General features: G+C 74.2%; 23 protein-coding genes and 1 riboswitch. Of the genes, 11 read left to right on the forward strand and 12 right to left on the reverse strand.

The features are described from left to right. The first annotated feature begins 19 nt into the window (after positions 1-19). Both ACIQPQ_RS34895 and ACIQPQ_RS34900 read left to right on the forward strand, forming a co-directional pair. Positions 20-1090, forward strand: a complete 1071-nt coding sequence (locus ACIQPQ_RS34895) for a DUF3800 domain-containing protein (RefSeq protein WP_401312250.1) — start codon at positions 20-22, stop codon at positions 1088-1090. Between the two features lie 160 nt (positions 1091-1250). After that, positions 1251-2669 carry a S1 family peptidase gene (locus ACIQPQ_RS34900; protein WP_401312253.1) on the forward strand — a complete coding sequence of 473 codons (1419 nt, stop codon included), beginning with the start codon at positions 1251-1253 and terminating at the stop codon, positions 2667-2669. A gap of 185 nt (positions 2670-2854) precedes the next feature. Here ACIQPQ_RS34900 and ACIQPQ_RS34905 read toward each other — a convergent pair whose 3' ends face one another. Next, entirely contained in the window at positions 2855-3028 is a 174-nt protein-coding gene (locus ACIQPQ_RS34905) for a hypothetical protein (RefSeq protein ID WP_383781848.1), read from the reverse strand. 156 nt (positions 3029-3184) lie between these two features. Continuing rightward, the gene (locus tag ACIQPQ_RS34910) at positions 3185-3880 is read right to left on the reverse strand and encodes a L,D-transpeptidase family protein (protein WP_401312256.1); all 696 of its coding nucleotides are present in this window, start codon (positions 3878-3880) and stop codon (positions 3185-3187) included. A 322-nt stretch (positions 3881-4202) separates the two neighbouring features. On the opposite strand from ACIQPQ_RS34910, the gene ACIQPQ_RS34915 reads away from it, so the two are divergent. Beyond that, on the forward strand, positions 4203-5594 hold the full coding sequence (locus tag ACIQPQ_RS34915) for a pyridoxal phosphate-dependent decarboxylase family protein (RefSeq protein ID WP_401312258.1): 1392 nt from the start codon (positions 4203-4205) through the stop codon (positions 5592-5594). A gap of 112 nt (positions 5595-5706) precedes the next feature. After that, positions 5707-6258, forward strand: a complete 552-nt coding sequence (locus ACIQPQ_RS34920; RefSeq protein WP_401312261.1) for a hypothetical protein — start codon at positions 5707-5709, stop codon at positions 6256-6258. A gap of 121 nt (positions 6259-6379) precedes the next feature. Here ACIQPQ_RS34920 and ACIQPQ_RS34925 read toward each other — a convergent pair whose 3' ends face one another. The 4 genes from ACIQPQ_RS34925 to ACIQPQ_RS34940 all read right to left on the reverse strand — a co-directional run bounded on the left by ACIQPQ_RS34925 (position 6380) and on the right by ACIQPQ_RS34940 (position 9670). Then, complete coding sequence (locus tag ACIQPQ_RS34925) at positions 6380-7294, reverse strand: SDR family oxidoreductase (protein WP_401312263.1); 915 nt, start codon at positions 7292-7294, stop codon at positions 6380-6382. A gap of 157 nt (positions 7295-7451) precedes the next feature. Beyond that, positions 7452-7832 carry a DUF4180 domain-containing protein gene (locus ACIQPQ_RS34930; RefSeq protein WP_401312265.1) on the reverse strand — a complete coding sequence of 127 codons (381 nt, stop codon included), beginning with the start codon at positions 7830-7832 and terminating at the stop codon, positions 7452-7454. Between the two features lie 120 nt (positions 7833-7952). Continuing rightward, a complete protein-coding gene (locus tag ACIQPQ_RS34935) occupies positions 7953-8582 on the reverse strand; it encodes an MBL fold metallo-hydrolase (RefSeq protein ID WP_383781831.1) in 630 nt (209 codons plus the stop codon). Beyond that, positions 8582-9670 (reverse strand): S-(hydroxymethyl)mycothiol dehydrogenase, encoded by a 1089-nt coding sequence (locus ACIQPQ_RS34940; protein WP_401312269.1) that lies wholly within the window; start codon positions 9668-9670, stop codon positions 8582-8584. Before ACIQPQ_RS34940 ends, ACIQPQ_RS34935 begins: the two co-directional genes overlap by 1 nt. Before the next feature lie 218 nt (positions 9671-9888). Between ACIQPQ_RS34940 and ACIQPQ_RS34945 the strand changes: the two genes are divergently transcribed. Then, a complete protein-coding gene (locus ACIQPQ_RS34945) occupies positions 9889-11682 on the forward strand; it encodes an ABC transporter ATP-binding protein (protein WP_401312531.1) in 1794 nt (597 codons plus the stop codon). Between the two features lie 91 nt (positions 11683-11773). Here the strand turns inward: ACIQPQ_RS34945 and ACIQPQ_RS34950 are convergent, their stop codons facing one another. Then, on the reverse strand, positions 11774-12070 hold the full coding sequence (locus tag ACIQPQ_RS34950) for a hypothetical protein (RefSeq protein WP_401312271.1): 297 nt from the start codon (positions 12068-12070) through the stop codon (positions 11774-11776). Positions 12071-12316: 246 nt separating this feature from the next. Here ACIQPQ_RS34950 and ACIQPQ_RS34955 point away from each other — a divergent pair, with 246 nt between their 5' ends. From ACIQPQ_RS34955 to npdG, 6 genes are all read left to right on the forward strand, one after another. Further along, positions 12317-12682, forward strand: a complete 366-nt coding sequence (locus ACIQPQ_RS34955; protein ID WP_401312273.1) for a nuclear transport factor 2 family protein — start codon at positions 12317-12319, stop codon at positions 12680-12682. 221 nt (positions 12683-12903) lie between these two features. Next, a riboswitch (ZMP/ZTP riboswitch) is annotated at positions 12904-12986 on the forward strand. 22 nt (positions 12987-13008) lie between these two features. Further along, a complete protein-coding gene (locus ACIQPQ_RS34960; protein ID WP_401312275.1) occupies positions 13009-13866 on the forward strand; it encodes a bifunctional 5,10-methylenetetrahydrofolate dehydrogenase/5,10-methenyltetrahydrofolate cyclohydrolase in 858 nt (285 codons plus the stop codon). 479 nt (positions 13867-14345) lie between these two features. Continuing rightward, a complete protein-coding gene (locus ACIQPQ_RS34965; RefSeq protein WP_401312278.1) occupies positions 14346-14717 on the forward strand; it encodes an antibiotic biosynthesis monooxygenase family protein in 372 nt (123 codons plus the stop codon). Between the two features lie 28 nt (positions 14718-14745). After that, positions 14746-15456 carry an EthD domain-containing protein gene (locus tag ACIQPQ_RS34970; RefSeq protein WP_401312281.1) on the forward strand — a complete coding sequence of 237 codons (711 nt, stop codon included), beginning with the start codon at positions 14746-14748 and terminating at the stop codon, positions 15454-15456. Positions 15457-15718: 262 nt separating this feature from the next. Continuing rightward, positions 15719-17188 carry an MFS transporter gene (locus ACIQPQ_RS34975; RefSeq protein ID WP_401312283.1) on the forward strand — a complete coding sequence of 490 codons (1470 nt, stop codon included), beginning with the start codon at positions 15719-15721 and terminating at the stop codon, positions 17186-17188. Further along, positions 17185-17931: an NADPH-dependent F420 reductase gene (gene npdG / locus ACIQPQ_RS34980; protein ID WP_401312286.1), complete on the forward strand. Its 747-nt coding sequence runs from the start codon at positions 17185-17187 to the stop codon at positions 17929-17931. Before ACIQPQ_RS34975 ends, npdG begins: the two co-directional genes overlap by 4 nt. Positions 17932-18170: 239 nt before the next feature. Here npdG and ACIQPQ_RS34985 read toward each other — a convergent pair whose 3' ends face one another. The 5 genes from ACIQPQ_RS34985 to ACIQPQ_RS35005 form a co-directional block, all read right to left on the reverse strand. Beyond that, positions 18171-18887, reverse strand: coding sequence for an antibiotic biosynthesis monooxygenase family protein (locus ACIQPQ_RS34985; RefSeq protein ID WP_401312289.1), 717 nt, complete (start codon positions 18885-18887; stop codon positions 18171-18173). Positions 18888-18968: 81 nt separating this feature from the next. Next, positions 18969-19412: a TIGR03618 family F420-dependent PPOX class oxidoreductase gene (locus tag ACIQPQ_RS34990; RefSeq protein ID WP_401312292.1), complete on the reverse strand. Its 444-nt coding sequence runs from the start codon at positions 19410-19412 to the stop codon at positions 18969-18971. 250 nt (positions 19413-19662) lie between these two features. Further along, positions 19663-21297, reverse strand: a complete 1635-nt coding sequence (locus ACIQPQ_RS34995) for an FAD-dependent monooxygenase (protein WP_401312295.1) — start codon at positions 21295-21297, stop codon at positions 19663-19665. Continuing rightward, positions 21294-22394: an alcohol dehydrogenase catalytic domain-containing protein gene (locus ACIQPQ_RS35000; RefSeq protein WP_401312298.1), complete on the reverse strand. Its 1101-nt coding sequence runs from the start codon at positions 22392-22394 to the stop codon at positions 21294-21296. The genes ACIQPQ_RS34995 and ACIQPQ_RS35000 overlap by 4 nt, the downstream gene beginning before the upstream one ends. Positions 22395-22457: 63 nt before the next feature. Then, positions 22458-23441, reverse strand: a complete 984-nt coding sequence (locus tag ACIQPQ_RS35005) for a hypothetical protein (protein WP_401312301.1) — start codon at positions 23439-23441, stop codon at positions 22458-22460. Positions 23442-23493 lie beyond the last annotated feature (52 nt).

Here is a 23493-nt window from a genome sequence, read left to right on the forward strand (position 1 = left end):
ACGTTAAGGGGGCAGGTACATGACCTGGGATCACCGGAACCGGACAACATCCGCGCTCGGGCCGTCGGGCGCGCGGGCGGCGGGCGTGGTGGACGTCGCCTGCGACGAGTCGGGGTCGGACGGGGAGAACCTCGTCGCGGGGAACACGCCGGTGTTCGCGCACGCGGGGGTGCGGATGCCGGTCGACGTGGCCGAGGGGTACGTACGGGAGATCCGCGACCGAATTCGTTCGCCGGCGGAGGAGTACAAGGCGAACCACCTGCTGCGGGAGAAGCACCGGCCGGTGCTGGAGTGGCTGCTGTCGCGGGCCGGGCCGCTGGACGGGCACGCCCGTGTGCATCTGGTGGAGAAGGCGTTCCTAGTGGTGGACCGGGTGGCCGGGCTCCTGCTCGACGATCCGGCGGCGGCGGTGACGCTGTTCCGTACGGGGCGGCCCGCCGTGGGGGACGCGGCGTGGCCGGAGTTCCTGACGGCGGCCAACCGGCTGCTGCGCGTCCGGTCCGACGGGGCGCCGGGCGCGCCGGCGCCTGTCGACGGGTTCCTGCGCGCCGTGGACCGGCTGGCGCGCGAGCGTCCCGGTGGTGGCGCGAGTGAGGTCCTGGAGCGGCTGGGCGGGGCGCGGGAGCGGGCGCTGGCCTACCGAGAGGAGGTGCGGGACCGGCCGTACGTGGTGGCGCCGCTGCTCGATCCGCTGCTGCCGTCGGTGGTGGCGACCGCGGCGCACTGGAGCGCGGGCGGGCGGCCGGTGCGGCTGACGCACGACCGGCAGAACATGCTGACGCCGGAGCGGATCCGGTGGATCGAGGAGCGGGCCCGGCGGCGGGGCATCGCCCTGGTGGAGTTCCGGCTGGTGCGGGCGCGGGACGACGCGCGGGTGCAGTTGGCGGACTTCCTGGCGGGGACCGCGCAGCGCATCGCGTCGGACGAGCTGGCCGGGCACGGCGACCCGGTGCTCGGCGGGCTGCTGCGGACGTTCACCGGAGCGGACGCCGTGTGGGGCGACGAGGAGAGCTGGGCCCGGCTCGGCCCGGAGGCGGAGCGCGGCACGGCCGACGCGGCACACAACTCGGCTGCGGGGGAAGCCCGTTGACCGGTACGGCCGGGGGCTGACGGGCGGTCACGGTGCGCGTGGACGATCAGCGGCTCGCTGAACGCGGGGGCGTCCGCGCACGTATGGGAGCCAGGGGCGCTCGACGACCGGAGGGCCCCCGCGGTGTGGACCGCGCGTTCGGGGTTTCGGGAGCCAAGGCATGAGGCACGTACGACGACGGACCGTCCGGCGGGCGACACGGCTGGCGGCCGTCGGCGGACTGCTCCTGGGCGGCTTCATGGTCACCCAGGCGGCGATGGCCACGGAGCCCGCGGGCGCGACCAGGGCGGCGGACAAGGCGGCGCGATCGGTCGCGGCGACCGGCGAGAACCTGGTGAAGCGGCTGGGCGCGGCGCGTACGGCGGGCACCTGGGTGGACGCGCAGGGGCGGCCGGTGGTGGCGGTCACCGACGAGCGGTCGGCGGCGGCGGTGCGTGCGGCCGGGGCCGAGGCGAAGGTCGTCGGGCACAGCATGAACGAGCTGAAGTCGGCGGCGGGCGCGCTGCGTTCGGCGCCGCGGGTGGCGGGGACGGCCTGGGTGATGGACTACAAGGCGAACCAGGTGGTGGTGCGGGGCGACCGGACGGTGTCGGCGGCCGACTGGTCCCGGCTGACGCGGGTGGCGGCGGGCGCGGGCAGCTTCGTACGGATGGAGCGCACCGAGGGCACGTTCACGACGCGGCTGAACGGCGCGCAGCCCATCCTGTCGACCAACGGCCGCTGTTCGGCGGGGTTCAACGTGACGAACGGGTCGGACGACTTCATCCTGACGGCCGGGCACTGCGGGCCGACCGGTTCGACCTGGTTCGCCGACAACCAGGCGGAGCGGCGGGTCGGGCAGACGGTGAACTCCACGTTCCCGGGGTCGGACTTCTCGCTGGTGCGGTACGCGAGCGGGGACGCCGGGGCGGGGGCGGACGTCGTGGCGATCGGCGACGGCAACGGGGTGCGGATCACCGGCGTGGGCGAGGCGGCCGTGGGGCAGCGGGTGTTCCGCAGCGGCAGCACGACCGGGCTGCGCGACGGTGAGGTGACCGGCCTGGACGCGACGGTGAACTACCCGGAGGGCACGGTGTCGGGGCTGATCGAGACGACGGTGTGCGCGGAGTCCGGCGACAGCGGCGGCCCGATGTTCTCGGAGGGGGTGGCGCTCGGGGTGACCTCGGGCGGCAGCGGGGACTGCACGACGGGCGGGACGACGTTCTTCCAGCCGGTGACGAAGGCGCTGGAGCAGCTGGGGGTGCAGCTGATCGTGGCGGCGCCGTCCGGGGGCACGGACGCGGGCGGGGCCGCCGCGCCGACCGCCTCGCAGGGGGCGGCGCAGGCGCCGTCGACGACCGGTGGTGCGGCGGGGGACGGCGGGTCGGGCGGGGGTGCGGTCACGCCGGGTGCGACGGCTCCGGTGACCGGGGACGGGATCGGCGCGACGCTGGCGGCGCGGCTCACGGACCCGCGGGTCATCGGTCCGGGGCTGCTGGTGATCGCGGGCAGTCTGGTGGCGCTGGTGGGGGCCCGTTATCTCCGCGCGGAGCAGGACCGCAAGGCGTACCAGCGGCGCTACTCGGCGACCTGGAGCTGAGCGGGCGGGAGTGCGCGGGCGGGTTGATGGCCCCCGGGAGACGGGGGCCGGGTCACGACGGTCGGCGTGACGCGGGCCACGGACGACGGGTGGGTCGGCACGGGGCGGACGGCACGCGGGCGACGGGTCGACACGGGGTCAACGGGAAGAGGACGACGGGACGTGGTTTCGGCCTGGACGGCCGGTCAGGCCGCCTCGTCGGGCTGGGGGGCCACGGAGGCCCACTCCAGGACGAGCCGCTGGTACTCCTTGCGCTGCTCGCCCGTCAGTGTCCCGCCCGACCGGAGCCACAGGGCCCGGATCTCCTCGTTGACCTCTTCGGCCGATCGCTCGGAGAGGGGTTCAACAGTGGTGGACATGGTGTGAATCTTACGGCGTCCGAGGTGAAGGGGCCGTGAGCAATACCTGTGACAAACAGACAAAACGGACGTGTCACTGATCACGTCCGTCTGCCCGTCACACACCTGTCCGCGCACCCCTCACGGACCTGCCCCGCACCTCGGCGCGGGGGTCTGTCAGGTGCCCGGCTTGCGGCCGTACACGTAGACGTCGTCGCCGTTCTTCAGCAGCGACCAGTACTTCTTCGCCGTGGTCTTCGTCATGTTGACGCAGCCGTGCGAGCCCGGCGGGTTCCACATGCTGACGCCGACCGAGTGGAAGGCCTGGCCGCCGTCGAAGAACTGGGCGTACGGCATGGGGACGTTGTAGATGGTCGACACGTGGTCGATGTTCCGCCAGTAGATCTTCTTCAGGCCGGTGCGGGTCTCGTAGCCGTTGCGGCCGGTGCGGACCGGGACGGGGCCGTGGACGAGCTTGCTGCCGTCCTGGATCCAGCTGATCTGGAGGGTGAGGTTGACGCAGGCGATGCGGCCCTTGTTGGTCGGGCACTTGCCCGCCTTGTTGGGCTTGTTGCCCACCGCCTTCTGCTTGTTCATGAGATCCATCACACCCCAGGTGACGGGTCCCGCGTAGCCGATGTTCGGCGTGATGCCGTGCTTGGTCTGGAAGGCGCGGATGGCCTTGCAGTCGGCCGACGACTGCTTGCCGTCGACCGGGCGGCCGAGGAACTTCTCGACCTGCTTCTGGTGCGGTCCCGCCTGCGTGCTGCAACTCGCCGCCTGCGCGGGCGCGGCGCCCAGCGCGAGCGTGAGCGGCGCGATCAGCCCCGTGACGCCGAGCACGACGGCTCCTCGTCTGCGTATGTCCCCCATGACTGCCCTCTCCCTGGCCCGAATTCCGGCGACTCCACCCACTAGACCCGCCCGGCGCCGGTTCGGTTGTGGCCCTGCGCGGGCTGTAGCGAAACGGTGAACTTCCGGCGGGTCGGACGACGGCGACGCCTTGGCCGACGGTAAGGGGTCCCGTTCCGGTCGACGGCGTCGGGGGTCCGCCCCCGTTCCGGTCGACGGCGTCGAGGTCCGTCCCGCGCGGACGACCGTAGCCGGTTCCCGTCCCGCGCGGACGACGGTAACCGGTCCACTTTCCGCGCGGTGGACCGGGTGCGCGGCCCGGCCGCCGCCCTACGCTCCCGGCATGCACCGCCACCTCGCCGACGACCTCTCCCGGCTCCCCGATCTGCTCCGGTCCGCCCAGGACTTCGCCGCGCGCGAGCTGGCCGGTCTCGCGGCCCGCCCCGTCGCCCGCCTCGACGGGGCGCCCGGACCGGCCCCGCTGCCCGCCGACGGCACCGGCGCCGAGGGCGCCCTCGCCCGGTTCGCGGACCGGTGGGCGCCCGGGTTCTCGGCGTCGGCCGGACCCCGCTACCTCGGCTTCGTCACCGGGGGCGCCACACCCGCCTCGGTCACCGGGGACTGGCTGACGAGCGCCTACGACCAGAACGGCTCCGGCGCGGCCGGTTCCTGGGCGGCGGCGCTGGAGCACGAGACGGTGCGGTGGCTGCGGGAGCTGTTCGGCCTGGGCGAGGAGCACACCGGGGCGTTCGTGACCGGCGCCACGGTCTCCAACACCGTCGGCCTCGCCATCGGCCGGGAGTGGCTGGGCGAGCGCCGGGGCGTGGACGTCTCCCACGCGGGCGCCGCCGCGCTCGGACCGGTGCACGTCCTGTCCGGGACCCCGCACTCCAGTGTCGCAAAGGCCCTGTCGGTGCTGGGCATCGGCCGGGACCGGCTGCGGGAGGTGCCGGTGCTGCCCGGCGGGCGGGAGGCGGTCGACGTGGCCGCCCTGGACGCCGCGCTCTCCGCGCTGGACGGCCGCCCGGCGATCGTGGTGGCGAACGCGGGCACGGTGAACACCGTCGACTTCGACGACCTGCGGGCGATCGCCGCGCTGCGGGAGCGGCACGACTTCTGGCTGCACGTGGACGCCGCGTTCGGCGGCTTCGCCGCCCTCTCCCCCGCCCACGCGCACCTGGTCGACGGGCTCGACGCGGCCGACTCGGTCTGTGTGGACCTCCACAAGTGGCTGAACGTGCCCTACGACGCGGCCGTCCAGTTCAGCCGCCGCCGCGACCTCCAGACGCGGGTCTTCCACAACGCCTCCCCCTACCTCGGACTGCCCACCGGGGAACCGGACTTCCTCCACCTCACCCCGGAGAACTCCCGCCGGCTGCGCGCGCTGCCCGCCTGGTTCTCCCTGACGGCGTACGGGCGGGACGGGCACCGGGAGATCGTGGAGCGCAACGTGGCGCTCGCCGCCCGGTGCGGTGCCGGGATCGCCGCGACGAACGGGCTGCGGCTGCTGGCTCCGGTCCGGCTGAACGTGGTCTGCTTCACGCTGTCCGAGGACCCGACGCCGGAGCGCGTGGCCGCGCTCGCCCGGTCCGTGGCCGCCTCCGGGGAGGCCTTCCTCACGCCGACCGTGTTCGGCGGGGTGCCGGGGCTGCGGGCCGCGTTCAGCAACTGGCGTACCACGGACGCCGACGTGGACCGGGTGCTCGCGGCGCTGGCGGCGGCACCGACCGGCTGACCGCCCTGCCCTGGCCCCGGACACGGCACCCGCTCCGGCACCCGGTACGGCGATCGCGCGGCGGCCCGGTCCCGTGTGCCGACCTGGTCAACGGCCCGGATACGGTGCGCACATGGCGTCCTTCCTCCAGCAACTCCCCGCGCTCATCGGTGTCGTGATCGGCGCCCTGGGGTCCTATCTGGCGCTGGCCCGCAGCGACCGCGAGCGGTTCCGGCGGGAGCGGGCGGCCCGCTGGGAGGAACGGCGGCTCGCCGTGTACGCCGACTACGCGCGGACGTTGAAGAAGTCGGTGGTGCTGACGTACCGGGTCTCCGCCCATCTCGGCAACGACCCGCATCCGCACCCGATGCCGTTCGCGGAGGCTGAGCCGCTGATGGCGGAGGCCACCGACGGCCGCGACCCGACCGGGGAGGCGCTGATCATGCTGGGCAGCCCCGAGGTGGTGGAGGCGGCCCGGACCTGGGTGACGGTGGTGATGGAGATGGAGCGCTTCGTGCGCACCGCGACGCATGAACCACGTTCGTGGCTGGCCCTGTTGGAGCGGCAGCGGGCCGCCCGGCAGGTGTACTACGGTGCCGTCCGCGCCGATCTGGAGCTGCCGCCGGGGCACGGGGCGCGCTGGCCCGCCGCCCCGGTCGGGGACGACGGGCCGGACGACGCCTGAGCCGTCGGACGGGGGGGTGACGGGCCGCGTGCTCAAGCCGTCGGACGGGGGCGACGGGCCAAATGCCGGGGTCCAGGGTCCAGGGTCCGGGATCTGGGATCTGGCGGCTGCGGGCTGGGGGTCAGCGGTAGCCGGTGGTGTCGGCGGGCTTCCCCGCGTCCTGCACCTCGACGAGGTAGCGCCAGGCGTCGGGGCGGCTGCCGTCGAGGTCGGTGAAACCGTAGTCGCGGGCGAGGCCGCCGCTGGAAAGGGACTGCCCGTTGCGGCGGGCCACGTCCGGGTCGGCGGCGAGCGCGGCGACGGCCCGGCCGACGTAGCGGGGCGACTCGGAGATGGCGAAGTGGGGTTCCCGCTCCAGGGCGTCGCGCCAGGTGTCCTCCTCGACGCCGAAGTGGCCGAGCATGATCTCCGAGCGCATCCAGCCGGGGGTGAGGGCGACGGCGGTGGCGCCGCGCGGGCCGACCTCGTGGGCGAGCGCGAACGCCATGCGCAGCACGGAGGACTTGGCGAGGTCGTAGAAGAAGCTCACGCGGTAGGTGTCGCGGTTGTAGTCGGCGGTGCCGTCGGTGACCTCGACGACCAGTCCGCCGGGGTGGCGCAGCAGCAGCGGCAGCGCGTGGTGGCTGGTGATGGCGTGGGTCTCGACGGCGAGCCGCAGCAGGCGCAGGCCCTTGTCGAGGTCGTGCTCCCAGACGGGCGCGTCCCAGTCGAAGAGGTGCTCGGCGCCCCAGATGTCGTTCACGAGGACGTCGAGGCGGCCCTGTTCGCGGTCGACGCGTGCGACGAGGGCCCGCACCTGGTCCGGTTCGAGGTGGTCGGTGGGGACGGCGATGCCGCGTCCGCCCGCCGCGGTGACCAGGTCGGCGGTGTCCTCGATCGTCTCGGGGCGGTCGTACTCGGAGCGGCGGGCGCGGGTGCTGCGGCCGGTGACGTAGACGGTGGCGCCCGCCGCCCCCAGTTCGACGGCGATGCCGCGTCCCGCGCCCCGGGTCGCCCCCGCGACCAGTGCGACCCTGCCGTCCAGTGGACCTGTCATGTCCGGCCTCCTGTGCGTGTGCCTCGTTGCCCGCTCCGGGACGGTGGTGTCCCGGAGCCGTCGACCGAGGATCGCGTGGAATCCCGACAGGTTCTGTCGCCTTTTCCCGGGCGGTCCGGGGATTCACCCGGCCGGAGCCCGGTCGGGGGCGGGGGGCTCAGTCCCTGGTGGGGGCGAGCCGGTCGTCGAGGTCGCGCTCGTCGGTGAGGAACCACAGCTGGTGGCCCCGGTTGGACTCGCGGACGAAGTCCCGCAGCGCCGAACTCGCCTCCAGGTGGGCAGAGATGTCACCGAGTACGGCGAGCCGCAGCCGGTAGTTGGCGAACTTCTGCACCACCGCGCCCGCGACCCCGGACCGCAGCCGGAAGAACTCCGAGCCGACGCGCTCGGCCGGGACCGTGACGAGCTGGGCGTCCCGGCCGAAGGCGTCGCCGATCAGGTCGAGCGCCGCGCTCTCCCCGTCGAGCGCGGGGCCGTCGGAGGGGCAGGTCAGGACGCGGGTGCCGTGCACGGTCCGCAGCGTGTTCTCGGTGGTCATGCCCGGGAGCCTAGGGTCCCGGGCCCCGGCCCGCCGAGCGGTTTTCCCGCCCGCCGGGCGCCCGCCGGGCGAGCACGGGACGGCCGGGCGGGGTCAGTGGCCGCGGGACGGCCGGCGGAGTCAGTGGCCGCGGGCGATCCACTCCTCCAGGTGGGGTGCCTCGGCGCCGATGGTGGTGGGGTCGCCGTGGCCGGTGAGGACCTTGGTCTCCGGGGGCAGGGTCAGCAGCCGGTCGCGGATGGAGTCGATGATGGTCGGGAAGTGGGACCAGGAGCGGCCGGTGGCGCCGGGGCCGCCCTGGAAGAGGGTGTCTCCGGTGAACAGGACGCCGAGCCCGGGGTCGTGGAGGCAGACCGCGCCGGGCGCGTGGCCGGGGGTGTGCAGCACCGTGAGGTCGGTGCCCGCGGTCTCGATGACCTGCCCGTCGGCGAGGTGCGCGTCGGGTTCGCGGTCGGGGTGGGTGAGCTTCCACAGCGGCAGGTCGTCGGGGTGCAGCCAGATCGTGGCGCCGGTGAGGTCGGCGAGGGCGGGGGCGGCGCCGACGTGGTCGTTGTGGGCGTGGGTGCAGACGATCGCGGTCAGCCGGCGGTCGCCGACGGCGCGGGCGATGGCCTCGGCGTCGTGGGCGGCGTCGATGACGACCACCTCGTGGTCGTCGCCGACGATCCACACGTTGTTGTCGACGTCCCAGGTGCCGCCGTCGAGGGTGAACTGGCCCGAGGTGACGAGGCGTTCGATGCGGGCGGCCATCACAGCACCACCACCGAACGCAGCACGTCGCCCTGGTGCATGCGGTCGAACGCCTGCTCCACCTGGTCGAGTTCGATGGTCTCGGTGACGAACTTGCCCAGGTCCAGGCGGCCTTGCAGATGCAGGTCGATCAGCATGGGGAAGTCGCGGGAGGGGAGGCAGTCGCCGTACCAGGACGACTTGAGGGAGCCGCCGCGGCCGAAGACGTCCAGGAGCGGCAGGTCGAGCTTCATGTCGGGGGTGGGGACGCCGACGAGGACGACCGTGCCCGCCAGGTCGCGGGCGTAGAAGGCCTGCCGATAGGTCTCGGGGCGGCCGACGGCCTCGATGACGACGTCGGCGCCGAAGCCGCCGGTCAGTTCGCGGATCGCGTCGACGGGGTCGGTGGCCTTGGAGTTGACGGTGTGGGTGGCGCCCATGGTGCGGGCGGTCTCCAGCTTGCGGTCGTCGATGTCGACGGCAATGATCCGGGCAGCGCCCGCGAGGTGGGCTCCGGCGATCGCCGCGTCACCGACGCCGCCGCAGCCGATGACGGCGACGGTGTCGCCGCGTCCCACGTTCCCGGTGTTGATGGCGGCGCCGATGCCCGCCATGACGCCGCAGCCGAGGAGTCCGGCGACCGCGGCGGAGACCGACGGGTCGACCTTGGTGCACTGTCCGGCGGCGACGAGGGTCTTCTCGGCGAAGGCGCCGATGCCGAGCGCCGGGGAGAGTTCCTGGCCGGTGGCGGCGAGGGTCATCCTCTGCCGGGCGTTGTGGGTGTCGAAGCAGTACCAGGGGCGGCCGCGCAGGCAGGCGCGGCACCGGCCGCACACGGCACGCCAGTTGAGGATCACGAAGTCGCCGGGCGCGACGTCGGTGACGCCGTCGCCGACGGACTCCACGACGCCCGCGGCCTCGTGGCCGAGGAGGAAGGGGAACTCGTCGTTGATACCGCCCTGTTTGTAGTGCAGGTCGGTGTGACAGACCCCGCAGGCCTGGATCGCGACCACGGCCTCGCCGGGGCCGGGGTCGGGGATCACGATCGTCTCCACCCGTACCGGTTCGTTCTTCCCCGGTGCGATCACTCCGCGCACTTCCTGCGCCATGGGTCGGCTCCTTTCGTCTGCGGCGGTCCGTCCCCCACCGACCCTACGCGGCGGGGGTCGCGCGGGGAGGCGCAACAGGCCAGGTCACCGGCGGGAACCCCGCCTGGTGGCGGAGGGCGCGCGGGGCCGACGTAGCCTGAACGGCGCCATCCGAACGGCACCGAGGAGTCAGTCCCGTGACCATCGCTGAGACGTCCGCCGCGCAGCCCCCGTGGCGGATGCTGCTGGGCTACGTACGACCGCACCGCTGGACGCTGCTGGCGGGGGCGCTGCTCTCCCTGGTCACCGGGGCCACCGGGCTGCTGCTGCCGCTGGTGGCGCGGGGGCTGATCGAGGACCTGTCCGACGACCGGCCGATCACGGGGGCGTTGCTGCTGCTGTCGGTGCTGGTGCTGGCCAACGCGGCGCTGGGCGCGCTCGGTTCGTACGTGCTGCGGCGCACCGCCGAGTCGGTGGTGCTGGGGGCGCGGCGGGCGCTCTCCTCGTACCTGCTGCGGCTGCGGATCTCGGCGGTGGACCGCAGCGAGCCCGGTGACCTGATGGCGCGAGTCACCTCGGACACCACGCTGCTGCGGGAGGTCACCACCGACTCGCTGGTCGGGTTCGGCACCGGCGGGCTGACCCTGCTGGCCACGGTCGTGCTGATGGGCGTGGTCGATCCGGTGCTGCTCGGGGTGACGCTGGCGGTGATCGTGGTGGCGGGCACCGTGCTCGGTGTGATCGTGCCGCGCATCAACCGGGCGAGCAGGCAGGCGCAGGACGCGGTCGGGGTGATGGGCGCCTCGCTGGAGCGGGTGCTCGGCTCGCTGCGCACGGTGAAGGCGGCGGGCGCCGAGGAGCGGGAGGAGCGGGCGCTGCACGCGGCGGCCGAGGAGTCGTGGCGGCAGAGCGTGCGGGCCGCCAAGTGGTCGGCGGCGGCGGGCAACACGGCCGGTCTGGCGATGCAGTCCGCGTTCATCACCGTGCTCGCGGTGGGCGGGGCGCGGGTCGCGACGGGCGCGATCAGTGTGGCGACGCTGGTGGCGTTCCTGCTGTACGTCTTCTATCTGATGTCGCCGATCCAGCAGGTGGTCGGCGCGGTCGTGCAGTACCAGTCGGGCGCGGCGGCCCTCAGCCGCATCCAGGAGACGCTGCTGCTGCCCGCCGAACCGCCCCCCACCGGCACCGGCACCCCGGTCGGTGCCGACCCCGTACCGGCGCAGAAGGCCGCAGCGGACGCGGTGGACTCGGTGGACTCGGTGGAGCAACTGGACCCGGTCGCCCCGGACGGCCCGGCCTCGCTGTCCTTCACCGACGTGCGCTTCCGGTACGCCGACGATCTGCCGTACGTGCACCACGGGGTGACCTTCGAGGTGCCGCCGCGGGGCATGACCGCGTTCGTCGGCCCGTCCGGCGCGGGCAAGACCACGGTGTTCTCGCTGGTGGAGCGGTTCTACGAGCCCGACTCCGGGACGGTCTCGGTCGACGGGCTCCCGGTACCGGACTGGGAGCTGGACCGGCTGCGCGCCACGATCGGCTACGTCGAGCAGGACGCCCCGGTCCTCTCCGGCACCCTGCGCGACAACCTGCTGCTGGGCCGTCCGGACGCCGACGAGGAGACCGTGCGGCACGTCCTGGAGACGACGCGCCTCGACGGTCTGGTGGGCAGACTGCCCCAGGGGCTGGAGACGCTGGTGGGCCACCGCGGCACCAAGCTGTCCGGCGGGGAGCGTCAGCGGGTGGCCATCGCCCGCGCGCTGCTGCGGCGGCCCCGGCTGCTGCTCCTGGACGAGGCGACCTCGCAGCTCGACGCGGTGAACGAGGCGGCGCTGCGGGACACGGTGGCGGAGGTGGCACGGACGACGACCGTCCTGGTGGTGGCGCACCGGCTGTCGACGGTCACTTCGGCGGACCGGATCGTCGTCATGGACGCGGGGCGGGTCCGCGCGGTGGGCACCCACCGTGAGCTGGTGGCGGGCGATCCGCTGTACGCGGAGCTGGCGGCGACGCAGTTCCTCGCGACGGCGCCCTGAGACCGGGAGCGCCGGGGGCGCCGGGAACGCGGGTGGGGGCCGCCGCCCGGTGTCCGGGCGGCGGCCCCCACGCGTGGTGCGGGTCCGCGGTTCAGCCGACCGCGGGGAGCAGGCCGGTGACGGGCGCGACGAGGTCGGTGATCTGGTGCAGCTCGTTGAGCTGCCGGAGCTGACCGACCTTGTTCAGCTCACCGAGCTGGCCGGAGAGCGGGGGGAGTTCGTCGCGGTGCTCGGCCGGGATCTGGCTCTCGGTGAGCGTGTCCAGCGTGGTCATCGGGTTCAGCCGGCCGGCGTCCGGGGCTTCGGCGGCGGACGCCAGCGGCGCCGCGAGGCCCGTGACCCCGACGGCGAGAGCGGCGGCGGCGACGATGCGTCGAGTGGAGATCATGACCTGGCCAACGCGCCGGGGGGCCGTTCGGACACGGGCGGACGGGGCGGCTCACCCGTGAGGCGGATCGGCCCCGCCGGGGCGCGGCGTCGGGCGGAGCCGCGCGACGCGGGGCGGCACGGGGACCCGCACCCGCCCCGTCGCCCGCCGGGCCCCGCGCTTGCCGCGTCCCCCGCGGGGGAGGACGCTCGGAGGTGGGGCCGACGGCCCGTGTCCGGCGGTCCGGGGCCCTTCGAGGAGGTCGCCATGGACACCGTGCCAGGCTCCGCGTTCGACGCCGACACCCTGCGCAGGGGCATCGAGGCGGACACGTCGGCGGGGCTGCTGTCGCTCTACGCCGACGACGCCGAGATCCACCTCGTGGACCGCGACCGCACGCCGAGCCACCCCACCGTGATCCGCGGCCGGGACCGTATCGCCGAGATGCTCGACGACGTGTACAGCCGCGACATGACCCATCACCTGGAGGAGTGCGTGGTCGAGGGCGACCGCGCCGCGTTCAGCGAGTCCTGCCGGTACGCGGACGGGATGCGCGTGCTGTCGGAGTCGATGGTCTCGCTGCGGGACGGCAAGATCGTCGAGCAGACGATGATCCAGGCGTGGGACGCGTAGGCGCGCGGGCCGGCGGGGTGCGGATCACTTCCCGGCTGAGCTGGAGCTTCTCGATCCGGGGCGGGCCGCTACGGGCCCCTCGGCACACCGCGCGGCCCGCGGGCGGGCACCGCCGACTGCGCACCGCCGTCCCGGCCGCGCTGGCCCGCGCGGCACTCCGGGCGGCCCGGCCCCGACGGGACCGACGCCACTGACAGCGGCCCGGCGGCCCCGCTAAGCTCGCTGCGGGCCGTGACTGGCGCTGAGGTGGAGCACCACCGGGGAGCGGCCCGCACCGTTCCCGCCGTGCGCCTGGGCGACCGTATGCGATCACCCAGGAGTGGATCATGTCGCAGGCCCGGCTCATGGACGGCACCGCCCTCGCCCGCCGCAGCACCGAGCAGACCGCCGCCCGCGCGGCCGCCCTCACCGCCCGGACCGGCGTCACGCCCTGTCTGGCGACCGTCCTGGTGGGTGAGGACCCCGCCTCCGCGACGTACGTCCGGATGAAGCGCAACCGCTGCCGGGCGGCGGGGATCGACTCGCGGTCGGTGGCCCTGCCCGCCACGACGACCACCACCGAACTCGTCCGCGCGATCCGGGAGTTGTCCGCCGATCCCGCCGTGCACGGCATCCTGCTCCAGCATCCGGTGGGCGAACACATCGACGAGCGGGCCGCGTTCGAGGCGATCGCGCCCGAGAAGGACGTCGACGGCGTCACGTTCGCCTCGTTCGCCGCCATGAGTTTCGGCCTGCCGGGCTTCGTGTCGTGCACGCCCGGCGGCATCCTGCGGCTGCTCGACGCGCACGGCGTCGACCCGGCCGGGAAGCGGGCGGTGGTGGTCGGGCGCAGCGCCATCCTGGGGAAGCCGGTGGGGATGCTGCTGCTGGCACGGGACGCGACGGTGACGTACTGCCACTCGCGCACCCAGGACCTGGCGGACGTCGTCGGGGAGGCGGACCTCGTGGTCGCCGCCGTCGGGCGCCCCCGACTGATCAAGGGCCAGGACGTCCGGCCGGGAGCCGTAGTGGTCGACGCGGGCTACAACGCGGGCAACGTCGGGGATGTGGACTTCGACTCGGCCGCCGAGCGGGCCTCACTGATCACGCCGGTGCCGGGCGGGGTGGGCCCGATGACCATCGCGACCCTCCTGGAGCAGACCGTGGAGGCGGCCGTACGGCAGTCGGGGGCGACGGGGGTCTGACCCCGGCCGGTTCAGGACGTACTGGTGGCGCCCGTGCCGCGAGTTCGGCGCGGGCGGCCTCCGGCAGGGAAAGGGAAGCGGCTGGTTCGGACGCCCCGTTGGTGACCAGGGCGTAGTGCGCGGCACCGGCGTGCGGGTCTATGAGGAGCAGCCGCCTGCTGCCGGTGCCGCCTGACTCGGAGACGGTGCCGACCAGGGGGCGGCGGCGGAGGCGTACGGCGGCGGGACCAGCCCGCGACACCCCCCTCCTCTCGGGACACAGGGCGGAGCACGGGGGCGTACAGCCCTCGGCAAACGGAGGCGGACAGCCGTCGGCACCCGGAGGCGGCCAGTCGTCGGCAAATCATCATATTCATTGATGGCACGCCTCTTGACTGGCTGCTTCAGCAGCGTGCAACCTCGCTGTAATCATCATGATGAATGACATGCGCGGTCCCGGCGAGGACCGGACAGCCCCTTCCCTCCCCCCGAGGAATCCCATGATCGACCTCAAGGACATCCAGCCGGACTCCCCCTTCCTGGAGCAGCTGGCGCTCACCGGTGACGGCCCGGTCACGCTCGTCAACACCTTCGTCGCCCCGCCGGGGGAGATCCCGGCGGTGGTCGAGGCATGGCGGCGGGACTCCGAGATCATGAAGGGCCGTCCGGGTTTCGTCTCGGCCCAGTTGCACCAGGGCGTCGGCACGAGCCACGTGCTCGTCAACGTGGCGGTCTGGGAGTCGGCCGACGCGCTGCGCGAGGCGTTCCTGCACCCGTCCTTCCAGGCGACCCTGCCGCTGTATCCGGACGGGTCCGTGTCCTATCCGGTGCTGACCCGGACGGTGGCCGTGCCGGGAATCTGCGTCGCCTGACCGGACCGCCGCCTTCCCGAGGAGACCCATGTTCAAGGACCTTCTGGTGACGCGCAGTTCGCGCGTCTCGCACCGCAGGACCGGCCAGGACCGCATCGCGGACGGACACAGCGCGCTCGTGATGGCGACGCCCGCCTTCGAGGGCGTCTTCCGGCGCTTCACCATGAACCGGGTGGTGACCGCGGCCGAGGGCGTCGACGCGCCCGGCCTCTACGCCCGCGACCCCGACGCCCTCGTCGTCGTGGAGCACGTCTGCGTCTCGCACGAGGCGTTCGCCACGGCGTCCCGCGACCCCGAGTACCTGAGCCGGGTCAAGGCCGACGAGGAGTACATCGGCCGGGAGATCCTCACCGGACCGCCCGTCGCCTACGACGTGCGCGAACGGACGGTGTTCGACAGCGGCGACGCGGGCGCGCTGCGCGTGTTCGACTTCCTGGCCCGCCGGGAGACCGTGCCGGTGGAGGCGTTCCTCACCGCGATGCGGGCGGAGGGGGAACGGACCGCCGCCGACCCCGCCCACCGGGCCGTCGTCCGCCGTCAGGTGCACGACCGGGTGACGGGCGACCGGCCCTCGCTGTACGCGCACGACGGCACCGGGCACGACCTCGTCGTCGAGAGCTGGGTCACCGGCTTCGCCGACCTCGAACCCCTCCACCGCACCCTGCGCGCCCGCTACGCCGACCTGGTCGACCCCGACCGCAGCTTCTCCGCCTTCACCCTCCAGCAGACGATCGTCTGACCCGGCCGCCCGTACGGCTGTCAACGCACCCCGGTGCCGCCCGTACGGCCGTCACCCCACCCCACCGCGACACTCCCGCGCCACCCCGGCACGCTCGCGCCGCCGCACCCCCGCGCCTCGTGGCCCGCGTTCCCCCGTCTCCTCTCCGCCGCTCCCCCCACTCCCCCGTCCTCGCGCCGGTGGCGGCCCCGCCCCGCCCGTGTGCGGCACCGCGGGGCGCCTGCCCGCGTGAGACCTCCCTCAGAGAACCAGGAGCCGCACCATGACCACCGTCAGACCTCCCGAAGCCGTCGCCGAGGCGCCCCGCCCGATGTCGCGCGCCCGCTACCTCTACCTCGTCGCCGCCGTGACCTGGCCCGCCCAGGTGATGGCCGTCGTCGGCACCATGAGCGGCAACGCGCAGGCCGCCGTCGCACAGCACTTCCGGACCACCCACATCGCGTGGTTCACGGTCACGCTGTTCATCGTGACGCTGGCGATCACCCCGTTCGCCATGCGTCTGGGCCAGATCTACGGCAAGCGCAAGGTCATGCTGGTGCTCATCGCCGTCGGCCTCGTCGGCGACGTGATCGCGGCCCTCTCCCCCAGCTACGGGATCATGCTGCTAGGCCGGTCGCTGGCCGGGTTCTACGGGCCGGTCGCCGCGCTGGTCTTCGCCTCCGTACGCGACCTGTTCCCGAAGGAACGGATATCCGGGGCCTACACGGTCATCGGGGCGGCGATGGGTGTCGCCACCCTGCTGTCCCCGCTCGTGGCGGGCCTGCTGATGGACCATCACGGGTGGCGCAGCGTGCTGTGGACGATGGCCGGGGTCACGGTGGTCTCGTTCGTCTGCGTCGCGCTGATCCCGGAGACCCCGACGCACGGCCTGCTCGCCGGACTCGACTGGGCGGGCGGCGTCCTGCTGGGCGCCGGTATGGCGGCGCTGGCGATCGGCTTCGGGATGGGCGGGGAGTGGGGGTGGTCCAGCGTGAGCGTCCTGGGCTGCCTGATCGGCGGTGGCGTCCTGTTCGCGCTGTTCGTCGTGGTCGAACTGCGCACCGCCCGGCCCATCTTCGACGTCCGCATCCTCGGCCGCCGGTCGGTGTCGACCGTGCTGACGGGACCGGCGCTCATCGTCGGCACCTCCAACATCGCGCCGACCGTCCTGACGTTCCTGGCGCTGTTCCCGGCGATCCCGCAGGTCTCGGCCAGCCTCGGCTGGAGCCTCACGCACCTGGCGCTGGTCGGCATTCCGGCCGCCCTGGCCTGGGTGGCCGCCGGGCTGCTCACCGGCCGCGTGCTGCGTACGGTGCCGCCGCGGCCGGTGTGGATCGCGGGCAGCGTGACGCTCACCGCCGGGCTCGTGCTGTGCGCGCTGTACCACCGCACCGCCACCGAGATCGTCCTCACGGGCATCGTGGTCGCCGTCGGCACGGGCGTCATCCAGGGCACGTCCAACGCGATGATCGTGTCCGTGGTCGGGTCCGAGGACCAGGCGCCCGCCAACGGGCTCAGCGGGATGCTCGGCGCCGTCATCGCCATCCTCGGACTCCAACTCCTCTTCATCGTCATGTCGAACGAGTCCCGGGTCGTGAACGGGGTCGCCTTCTACCAGGACACCGCCTTCACCCACGGCTACTACCTGCTCGCCGCGATGGCCGCCCTGGGGGTCCTCGTATCCGCCCTCATGCCCCGCGTCGCCCGGCCCGCCGACGCGCTCGCCGGGGAACCGGAAGGAAGCCGTCCATGACCGCGGGAACGACGGAGAACGGACCTGCTAGCAACGCGCCCGCGGCGGACGTACCCGCGCACAACGCGCCCGCGAAGGACCCGTGGGAGCTGCCCGACGTCTCCGGTCTGGTGGTGGGCGTGCTGGGCGGGACGGGCCCGCAGGGCAAGGGCCTGGCCTACCGCCTCGCGAAGGCGGGCCAGAAGGTGATCATCGGCTCGCGCGCCGCCGACCGCGCCCGCGCCGCCGCCGACGAACTCGGCCTGGGCATCGAGGGCGCCGACAACGCCGACACCGCCCGCCGCAGCGACATCGTCATCGTCGCCGTCCCCTGGGACGGCCACGGCGCCACCCTCGAAGCCCTGCGCGACGACCTGGCGGGCAAGCTGGTCGTGGACTGCGTCAACCCCCTCGGCTTCGACAAGCAGGGCGCCTACGCCCTCACGCCCGAGGAGGGCAGCGCCGCCCAGCAGGCCGCCGCCCTGCTGCCGGACTCCCGCGTCACCGCCGCCTTCCACCACCTCTCCGCCGTCCTCCTCCAGGACCCGGCCGTCGACGCCATCGACACCGACGTCATGGTCCTCGGCGAGGACCGCGCCGACGTCGAGACCGTCCAGGCCCTCGCCGGACGCATCCCCGGCATGCGCGGCGTCTTCGCCGGACGCCTGCGCAACGCCCACCAGGTCGAATCCCTCGTCGCCAACCTGATCTCCGTCAACCGCCGCTACAAGGCCCACGCCGGACTCCGCGTCACCGACGTCTGAGCCGGCCCGAGCGAGCCGCCCGCCCCCGGACCGGGAGCGGGCGGCGCGGCGTGTGGCCGCCCTCGTCGGAGGCCGGGAGCCGCGACACCGGCCCCGGACCGGCCGCTCACCCCGACACCGGCGGGGCGGCGCCGGGCACGCGCGAAGACCCCGGCCGGGGCCGGGGTCTTTGTGGAGCGGGGACGGTGGAGCGGGAACCGGCGGCGGACGCGGAGGCCCGCGCCCGCCCGGGTCCGGGGTCAGCCCGCGGAAGGGCGGGCGGGCGCCGGGTGGACGGCCCGTGTCGTGTAGACGCCGCCGTCGACCTTCACGTAGGCGCTCGCCCGGCCGAGGGCGGAGCGGAAACCCTCGTCGGCGGTCGCCGCGCGGAACGCCTCCGGCGAGGCCCAGCGGATCACCTCGGTGAGCCGCGTCCCGTCCTCCGCGAGCAGGAAGGCGCCCCCGACGAAGCCGGGGACGAACCTGACGGTCTCCTCCGCGGCGGTCATCAGATACGCCAGGGCGGCGGCCGCGTCCTCGGACTCCCCGAGCAGGACCAGGGTCACTCCCCCGTCCTCGCCGAGGGTGAACTCCCCGGCGCCGGACGGGGTCACGATCCCCTGGAGATGCTGGAGCCCGCCCTGGACGCGGACGGCCCGCCCGTCGGGCAGCGCCCCGGACGCGACGGCACGGTCGACGGCGCCGGTGGCGGTGTGCCCGGCCGGGCGCTCCCACCAGACCAGTTCTACGATCCGCGCCGCGGCGGCGCCCTCCGGCGCCGGGACGGCGTCGCCGTCCCGGCGCACCGGATGCAGATCCCGGCGGCGGGTGAACCAGGCGGCTCCGGCGAACCCGGGCAGCCCGTCCCACCGGAGCGCGCCGCCGCGCGCGGCGGCGATGACGGCGGCGGGGTCGCCGGTCGTCTCCCACGCCGCGACGTGCACGGCCGGTGCCGCACCGGTCAGCGTGAACCGCACGGCGCACCTCCCTGCCCGTGCGGAGCGGCCCTCGCCGCAGACGGCGTGTCCCCCGCCCCGGACGGCCGCCCGCCGGTCCGGCTAGGCACGCCGGTTCTGAAGGCGCTCGGGGCCCATCCGGCTGGGGTCCAGCTCGTGGTAGCCGACCTTCCGGGGCGTCACACGGATCTTGACCACCGTCGCCTCGGGGGCGACCCGGCCGGCCTCCTCGGGCAGGTCGTACTTCTCGGCGTGGTCCCTGAACGTCTGGACCAGGTCGGCGCCCTTGGTCTCCTCGATGACGGCGGTGCCGCGCACCTCCACGTACCGCATGGGGGTCTCGGGGTCGATCGCGAGGATGTTGATGCGGGGGTCGGCCCGGAGGTTGTCCAGGCGGCGGGCGCCGGGACCGGTGTGGGAGACGAGTTCGTCGCCCTCGATGACCACACCGGCGATGACGGAGTGCGGGCTGCCGTCGGGCAGCAGGGTGGTGATCACTCCGGTGACGCGCTTGCTGAGCAGGGTGACGACTTCTTCCGGGAACATGGCGGATCTCCTCGCTCGGGACGACGGGTGCCGAGGCGCCCACGACGCGCGGGTGCGCGGGGGCAGGGGGACGGAGAACGGAGGTCGGGCGGCCGGTCGTCGGCCGGCGCGGCCCGCCCCACTTCGTGCAGTCCTGCCGCACAGCGGCCGGCAGTTCTGCCACTAGTCCTGTTATTCGAGAGAGTACTCTCGACATTCACTACACTGCAATGGATCGTTCGCGGAAAGGACCGTCCGCCGACGGAGTCGTTCAGCCCGGTCCGCCCGTACGCACCGGGCGGAGCCCGGTGACCGGCAGATGGCGGCGCAGGGCCGCGGCGACGGCTGGGACGTCCCGCGGCCCGAGGACAGCGGCCACGTAGCGGTCGGGCTTGACGAGGACGAAGCGGTTGCGGGCGGCGCCCAGGGCCTCCTCCAGGGCTCGGTCGGCGTCGGCGACGGCGGGCCGCGTGCCCCCGGCGGGCGGCAGCCGGTCGCCGAGGAGGACGTCGATCCGCCGGATGCCGAGGGCGCCGTCCGGCCAGTCGGGGGTGTCGAAGCAGGCCCAGGCCGTGCCGGGCACGTCGACGCCGAGCAGGGCGTACGCGGTGCCGAGGACGTCGTCGAGCGGGCGCGGGCGCAGGCTCGGGGGAACCAGGACGCGGGGCTGTGGCAGTTGGGTGCCGGTGAGGGGGTGGTCCCCCACGACGAGGCCCGCCCGGTGCCGGGAGACGGGCCGGAACCGCATCTCCGTGAGGTGGCGCCGCCCGGCCGGGACCCGCAGCAGCGTGCGGACGGCGAGGTCGCGGGCGAGGGCGCGGACGGGCGAGGTGGTCATCACGATGCCGCCGAGGCGCTCGGAGTAGCGGACCACCTCGGTGGCGTGCGGGCGGCGCTCCGCCTCGTAGGTGTCGAGGAGGCTGTCCCCGGCGGTGCCGTGCCAGACGTCGGCCACCTTCCAGGCGAGGTTCGCGGCGTCCCGTATCCCGGAGTTGAGGCCCTGTCCGGCGAACGGCGGCATCATGTGCGCGGCGTCGCCGAGCAGGAGGACGTGGCCGTCGCGCCAGCGGTCGGCGACGACGGCGTTGAAGGTGTACGCGACGCACCGCTCGACCTGGTCCTCCGTGACCTCTCGGTAGGGGGCGACGAGGTCCCTCAGCAGGGCGAAGCCGGGCGTGGCGCCCTTCTCGCCCTCGCCGGGGCGCAGCAGGAACTCGTAGCGGCACCGTCCGCCCCGGCCGGGCACGATCACGGTGGGCCGGTGCGGGGTGCCCCGGTGCATGCCGTAGCGCTCGTCGTGGTGGTCGCCCGTCAGGTCCGCGACCAGCCAGACCTGCCGGTGGCTGGTGCCGGTCATGTCGATGCCGAGCAGTTCGCGCACGGTCGACCGGCCGCCGTCGCAGGCCAGGAGGCGGGCGGCGTCGAGGAGTTCGGGGGTGCCGGTGCCGCCGGGCGGGCCGAGTCCCGCGGTGACGCCGCCGCCGTCCGCCCGTTCCCGGACGGTGCGCAGTTCGGTGCCGAACCGGACGTCGGCGAGCGGGTGGGCGGTGAGGGCGTCGAGGAGGACGCGCTCCAGCTCGGGCTGGGCGAACTGGCTCTTGAAGGGGTGGCCGAGGCGGTACGGGCGCGGCCCGCGGGCGTGCAGCAGGGGGCGTCCGCGCCGGTCGTAGTAGCGGGTGCCGGTGCCGGGGACGACGATGTCGAGGACCGGGCCGTCGAGTCCGGCCTGCTGGAGCGTGCGCAGGGACTCGTCGTCGAGGCTGATCGCCTTGGCCTCGTCGCTGGTGGTGGCGTTGCGCTCGACCAGGAGCACCGGCACGCCGCGGGCCACGAGGAGGTTCGCCGCGGTGAGCCCGACGGGGCCGCCGCCGACGACGAGGACCGGGGCGCGGCCGTGCGCCGTCACGGGTTGACCACCGCCATCCAGATGGGATCGGTACGGCCCTGCAGCGCGGCGACCGCCGCGTGGGCCTCGGCCAGCGGGTAGCGGTGGGTGATGAGGTCGTCGGCGCGCAGCGCCCCCCGCGCGAGCAGGTCGAGGACCTCCCGGGCGTCGGTGCGGGTGCAGGCGCGGGTGCCGACGACGCGCCAGCAGTTGACCATGACGGCGGCCAGCGGGAGCTGGAGGGGCGCGCCGTTGGCGCCCATGTGGACGAGGGTGCCGCCGGTGGTGAGGGCGGCCATCGCCTGGACGCTTCCGGGGCCGTCGGGGAGGTAGTCGAGGACCGCGTCGGCGCCCTGCGGGACGAGGGCGCGGATCGCCCGGGTGAGGCCGTGCGCGGCGGGCCAGTCGGCGGGCAGGTCCTCCAGGGCGACGGTGTGGGTCTCGACACCGTCGGCGAGGGGGCGGACGGCCGCCAGGCGGTCGGCGCTGCGGCCCACGAGGACCAGGCGGGAGACGCCGAAGTGGCGGGCGAGCCGGATCGTGGCGGTGCCCATGGTGCCGGTGGCTGCGGTGATCACGAGGGTGGCGCCCAGCGGGAGGTCCGCGCACTTCAGGGCGCGGACGGCGTTGGCGAGGTCGTGGACCTTGGCGCCGACGTCGAAGGAGACGTGGTCGGGCAGCGGGTCGACGAGCCAGTGCGGGACGCGCAGGTACTCCGCGAGGCCGCCGTCGTGGTACCGGTCGTAGAGCGGCATGGGGACGTCGCCGAAGGCGGCGTGGCCGATCATGGCCTGCTGGGGGCACATCATGTCCCGGTCGGAGCGGCAGGGGCCGCAGGCACGGCAGTTGAGGTTGGGGTGGACCCGGACGCGGGTCCCGGTGGCGATGCCGGTGACCTCGTCGCCGACGGCGGCGACGGTGCCCGCCGCCTCGTGGCCGAGGGTGGTGGGCAGGTGCTTGAAGGCGCCCCTGGCGAGCAGGGTCATCATGCCGGGGGCGAGTCCCGCGGAGGCGACCCGGACGAGGACGTCGGAGGGGCCCGGCCGGGGGACGGGGATGCGTTGCAGGTGCAGGGCGTCGGAGTTCTGCCGGGCCCGTGCGGCGAGCATGTCGTTCATGTGCGGCTCCTGGTAGGGGACGCCGGGGCGGGGTGTGTCGTCGCCCCGGCGTCGCGGGGAACGTCAGGCGAGCAGGTCGGTCAGGTCGCCGGGCGCGGGATACACGGCGGTCTTGGTGGCCGGGGCGATCTGCGGGAGGTCGCGGTCGGACCAGAGGGCGAGGTGGCGGCTCTCGCCGGAGCAGAGGGCGGTGTGGGCGACGCCGAGGGGGATGCGGACGAAGTCGCCGGGGCCGAGGTCGACGACACCGCGCTGGCTGACGAGGGTGCGGCGGCCCGAGATCTGGTACTGGATCTCGTCGGCGTCCAGCGTGCGCGTGTAGGTCCGCGGCGCGGCGGCGGTCTGCCGCACGGCCGCCAGGACGAAGGCGTCGGAGGCGTACAGGCGGGTCGCGCCGGGCGCGTCGGGCAGGTCCAGGACGTTCAGCCGCCGCTCGTCGAGGAGTACGTGGTCGAGCAGGCGCAGTTCGTCGACGGGGGCGACGGTGATGTCGTGCCCGGGGGTGCCCATGCACTGGGTGACCGCCTCGTTGACGTCGCCCGGTTCCCAGCCGGGGAAGGGCGGCAGGACGGGTGCGGACCTGCGGTCCGGGGCGGCCTCCTCGGTGACCGGGGCGGGCGAGTAGAACAGCAGATGGCTCTCCCGGCGGCCGAGGTTGTCGTGCGCGACGCCGCGGGGGATGCGGGAGAACTCGCCGGGCCGGTGCTCGACGACGCCGAGTTCGGTCATCAGGGTGCGCTCGCCCGCGATCTGGTACGAGATCTCGTCGACGTCGCAGTTGCGGTGGTAGAAGGGCTGCCGGTTGTCCATGGTCTGCCACTCGACGCGGACCCGGGCGCTCTCGTAGACGCCGCGCGGCGGGGCGAAGGGCACCGCCTCGTACTCCTGCGGGAAGTGGACCACGCTCAGCGGCTCGTGGTCGCTCCAGAGTTTCACCGGGAACGGGTTGGGGTGGGGCGGGGAGAGCAGCAGCAGCTCGTCGCGTTCGACCCGGGGATCCGGCCGGTCGGAGAACACGGTCGCGAGCACTTCGGTGACGGTACGCATGGGAGGTCCTTGCGGGTCGGGGCAGGGCGGGTCGGGGGATGGGGATGGGCGG

Origin of the sequence: Streptomyces sp. NPDC091281 (assembly GCF_044757425.1) — a bacterium.
Lineage (GTDB): Bacteria > Actinomycetota > Actinomycetes > Streptomycetales > Streptomycetaceae > Streptomyces.

What these genes read in the sequence shown, in the direction of transcription:
- ACIQPQ_RS34895 (WP_401312250.1), top strand. Translation starts at nt 20, where the DNA reads ATGACCTGGGATCACCGGAACCGGACAACATCCGCGCTCGGGCCGTCG.
- ACIQPQ_RS34900 (WP_401312253.1), top strand. Translation starts at nt 1,251, where the DNA reads ATGAGGCACGTACGACGACGGACCGTCCGGCGGGCGACACGGCTGGCG.
- ACIQPQ_RS34905 (WP_383781848.1), bottom strand. Translation starts at nt 3,028, where the DNA reads ATGTCCACCACTGTTGAACCCCTCTCCGAGCGATCGGCCGAAGAGGTC.
- ACIQPQ_RS34910 (WP_401312256.1), bottom strand. Translation starts at nt 3,880, where the DNA reads ATGGGGGACATACGCAGACGAGGAGCCGTCGTGCTCGGCGTCACGGGG.
- ACIQPQ_RS34915 (WP_401312258.1), top strand. Translation starts at nt 4,203, where the DNA reads ATGCACCGCCACCTCGCCGACGACCTCTCCCGGCTCCCCGATCTGCTC.
- ACIQPQ_RS34920 (WP_401312261.1), top strand. Translation starts at nt 5,707, where the DNA reads ATGGCGTCCTTCCTCCAGCAACTCCCCGCGCTCATCGGTGTCGTGATC.
- ACIQPQ_RS34925 (WP_401312263.1), bottom strand. Translation starts at nt 7,294, where the DNA reads ATGACAGGTCCACTGGACGGCAGGGTCGCACTGGTCGCGGGGGCGACC.
- ACIQPQ_RS34930 (WP_401312265.1), bottom strand. Translation starts at nt 7,832, where the DNA reads ATGACCACCGAGAACACGCTGCGGACCGTGCACGGCACCCGCGTCCTG.
- ACIQPQ_RS34935 (WP_383781831.1), bottom strand. Translation starts at nt 8,582, where the DNA reads ATGGCCGCCCGCATCGAACGCCTCGTCACCTCGGGCCAGTTCACCCTC.
- ACIQPQ_RS34940 (WP_401312269.1), bottom strand. Translation starts at nt 9,670, where the DNA reads ATGGCGCAGGAAGTGCGCGGAGTGATCGCACCGGGGAAGAACGAACCG.
- ACIQPQ_RS34945 (WP_401312531.1), top strand. Translation starts at nt 9,889, where the DNA reads ATGCTGCTGGGCTACGTACGACCGCACCGCTGGACGCTGCTGGCGGGG.
- ACIQPQ_RS34950 (WP_401312271.1), bottom strand. Translation starts at nt 12,070, where the DNA reads ATGATCTCCACTCGACGCATCGTCGCCGCCGCCGCTCTCGCCGTCGGG.
- ACIQPQ_RS34955 (WP_401312273.1), top strand. Translation starts at nt 12,317, where the DNA reads ATGGACACCGTGCCAGGCTCCGCGTTCGACGCCGACACCCTGCGCAGG.
- ACIQPQ_RS34960 (WP_401312275.1), top strand. Translation starts at nt 13,009, where the DNA reads ATGTCGCAGGCCCGGCTCATGGACGGCACCGCCCTCGCCCGCCGCAGC.
- ACIQPQ_RS34965 (WP_401312278.1), top strand. Translation starts at nt 14,346, where the DNA reads ATGATCGACCTCAAGGACATCCAGCCGGACTCCCCCTTCCTGGAGCAG.
- ACIQPQ_RS34970 (WP_401312281.1), top strand. Translation starts at nt 14,746, where the DNA reads ATGTTCAAGGACCTTCTGGTGACGCGCAGTTCGCGCGTCTCGCACCGC.
- ACIQPQ_RS34975 (WP_401312283.1), top strand. Translation starts at nt 15,719, where the DNA reads ATGACCACCGTCAGACCTCCCGAAGCCGTCGCCGAGGCGCCCCGCCCG.
- npdG (WP_401312286.1), top strand. Translation starts at nt 17,185, where the DNA reads ATGACCGCGGGAACGACGGAGAACGGACCTGCTAGCAACGCGCCCGCG.
- ACIQPQ_RS34990 (WP_401312292.1), bottom strand. Translation starts at nt 19,412, where the DNA reads ATGTTCCCGGAAGAAGTCGTCACCCTGCTCAGCAAGCGCGTCACCGGA.
- ACIQPQ_RS35000 (WP_401312298.1), bottom strand. Translation starts at nt 22,394, where the DNA reads ATGAACGACATGCTCGCCGCACGGGCCCGGCAGAACTCCGACGCCCTG.
- ACIQPQ_RS35005 (WP_401312301.1), bottom strand. Translation starts at nt 23,441, where the DNA reads ATGCGTACCGTCACCGAAGTGCTCGCGACCGTGTTCTCCGACCGGCCG.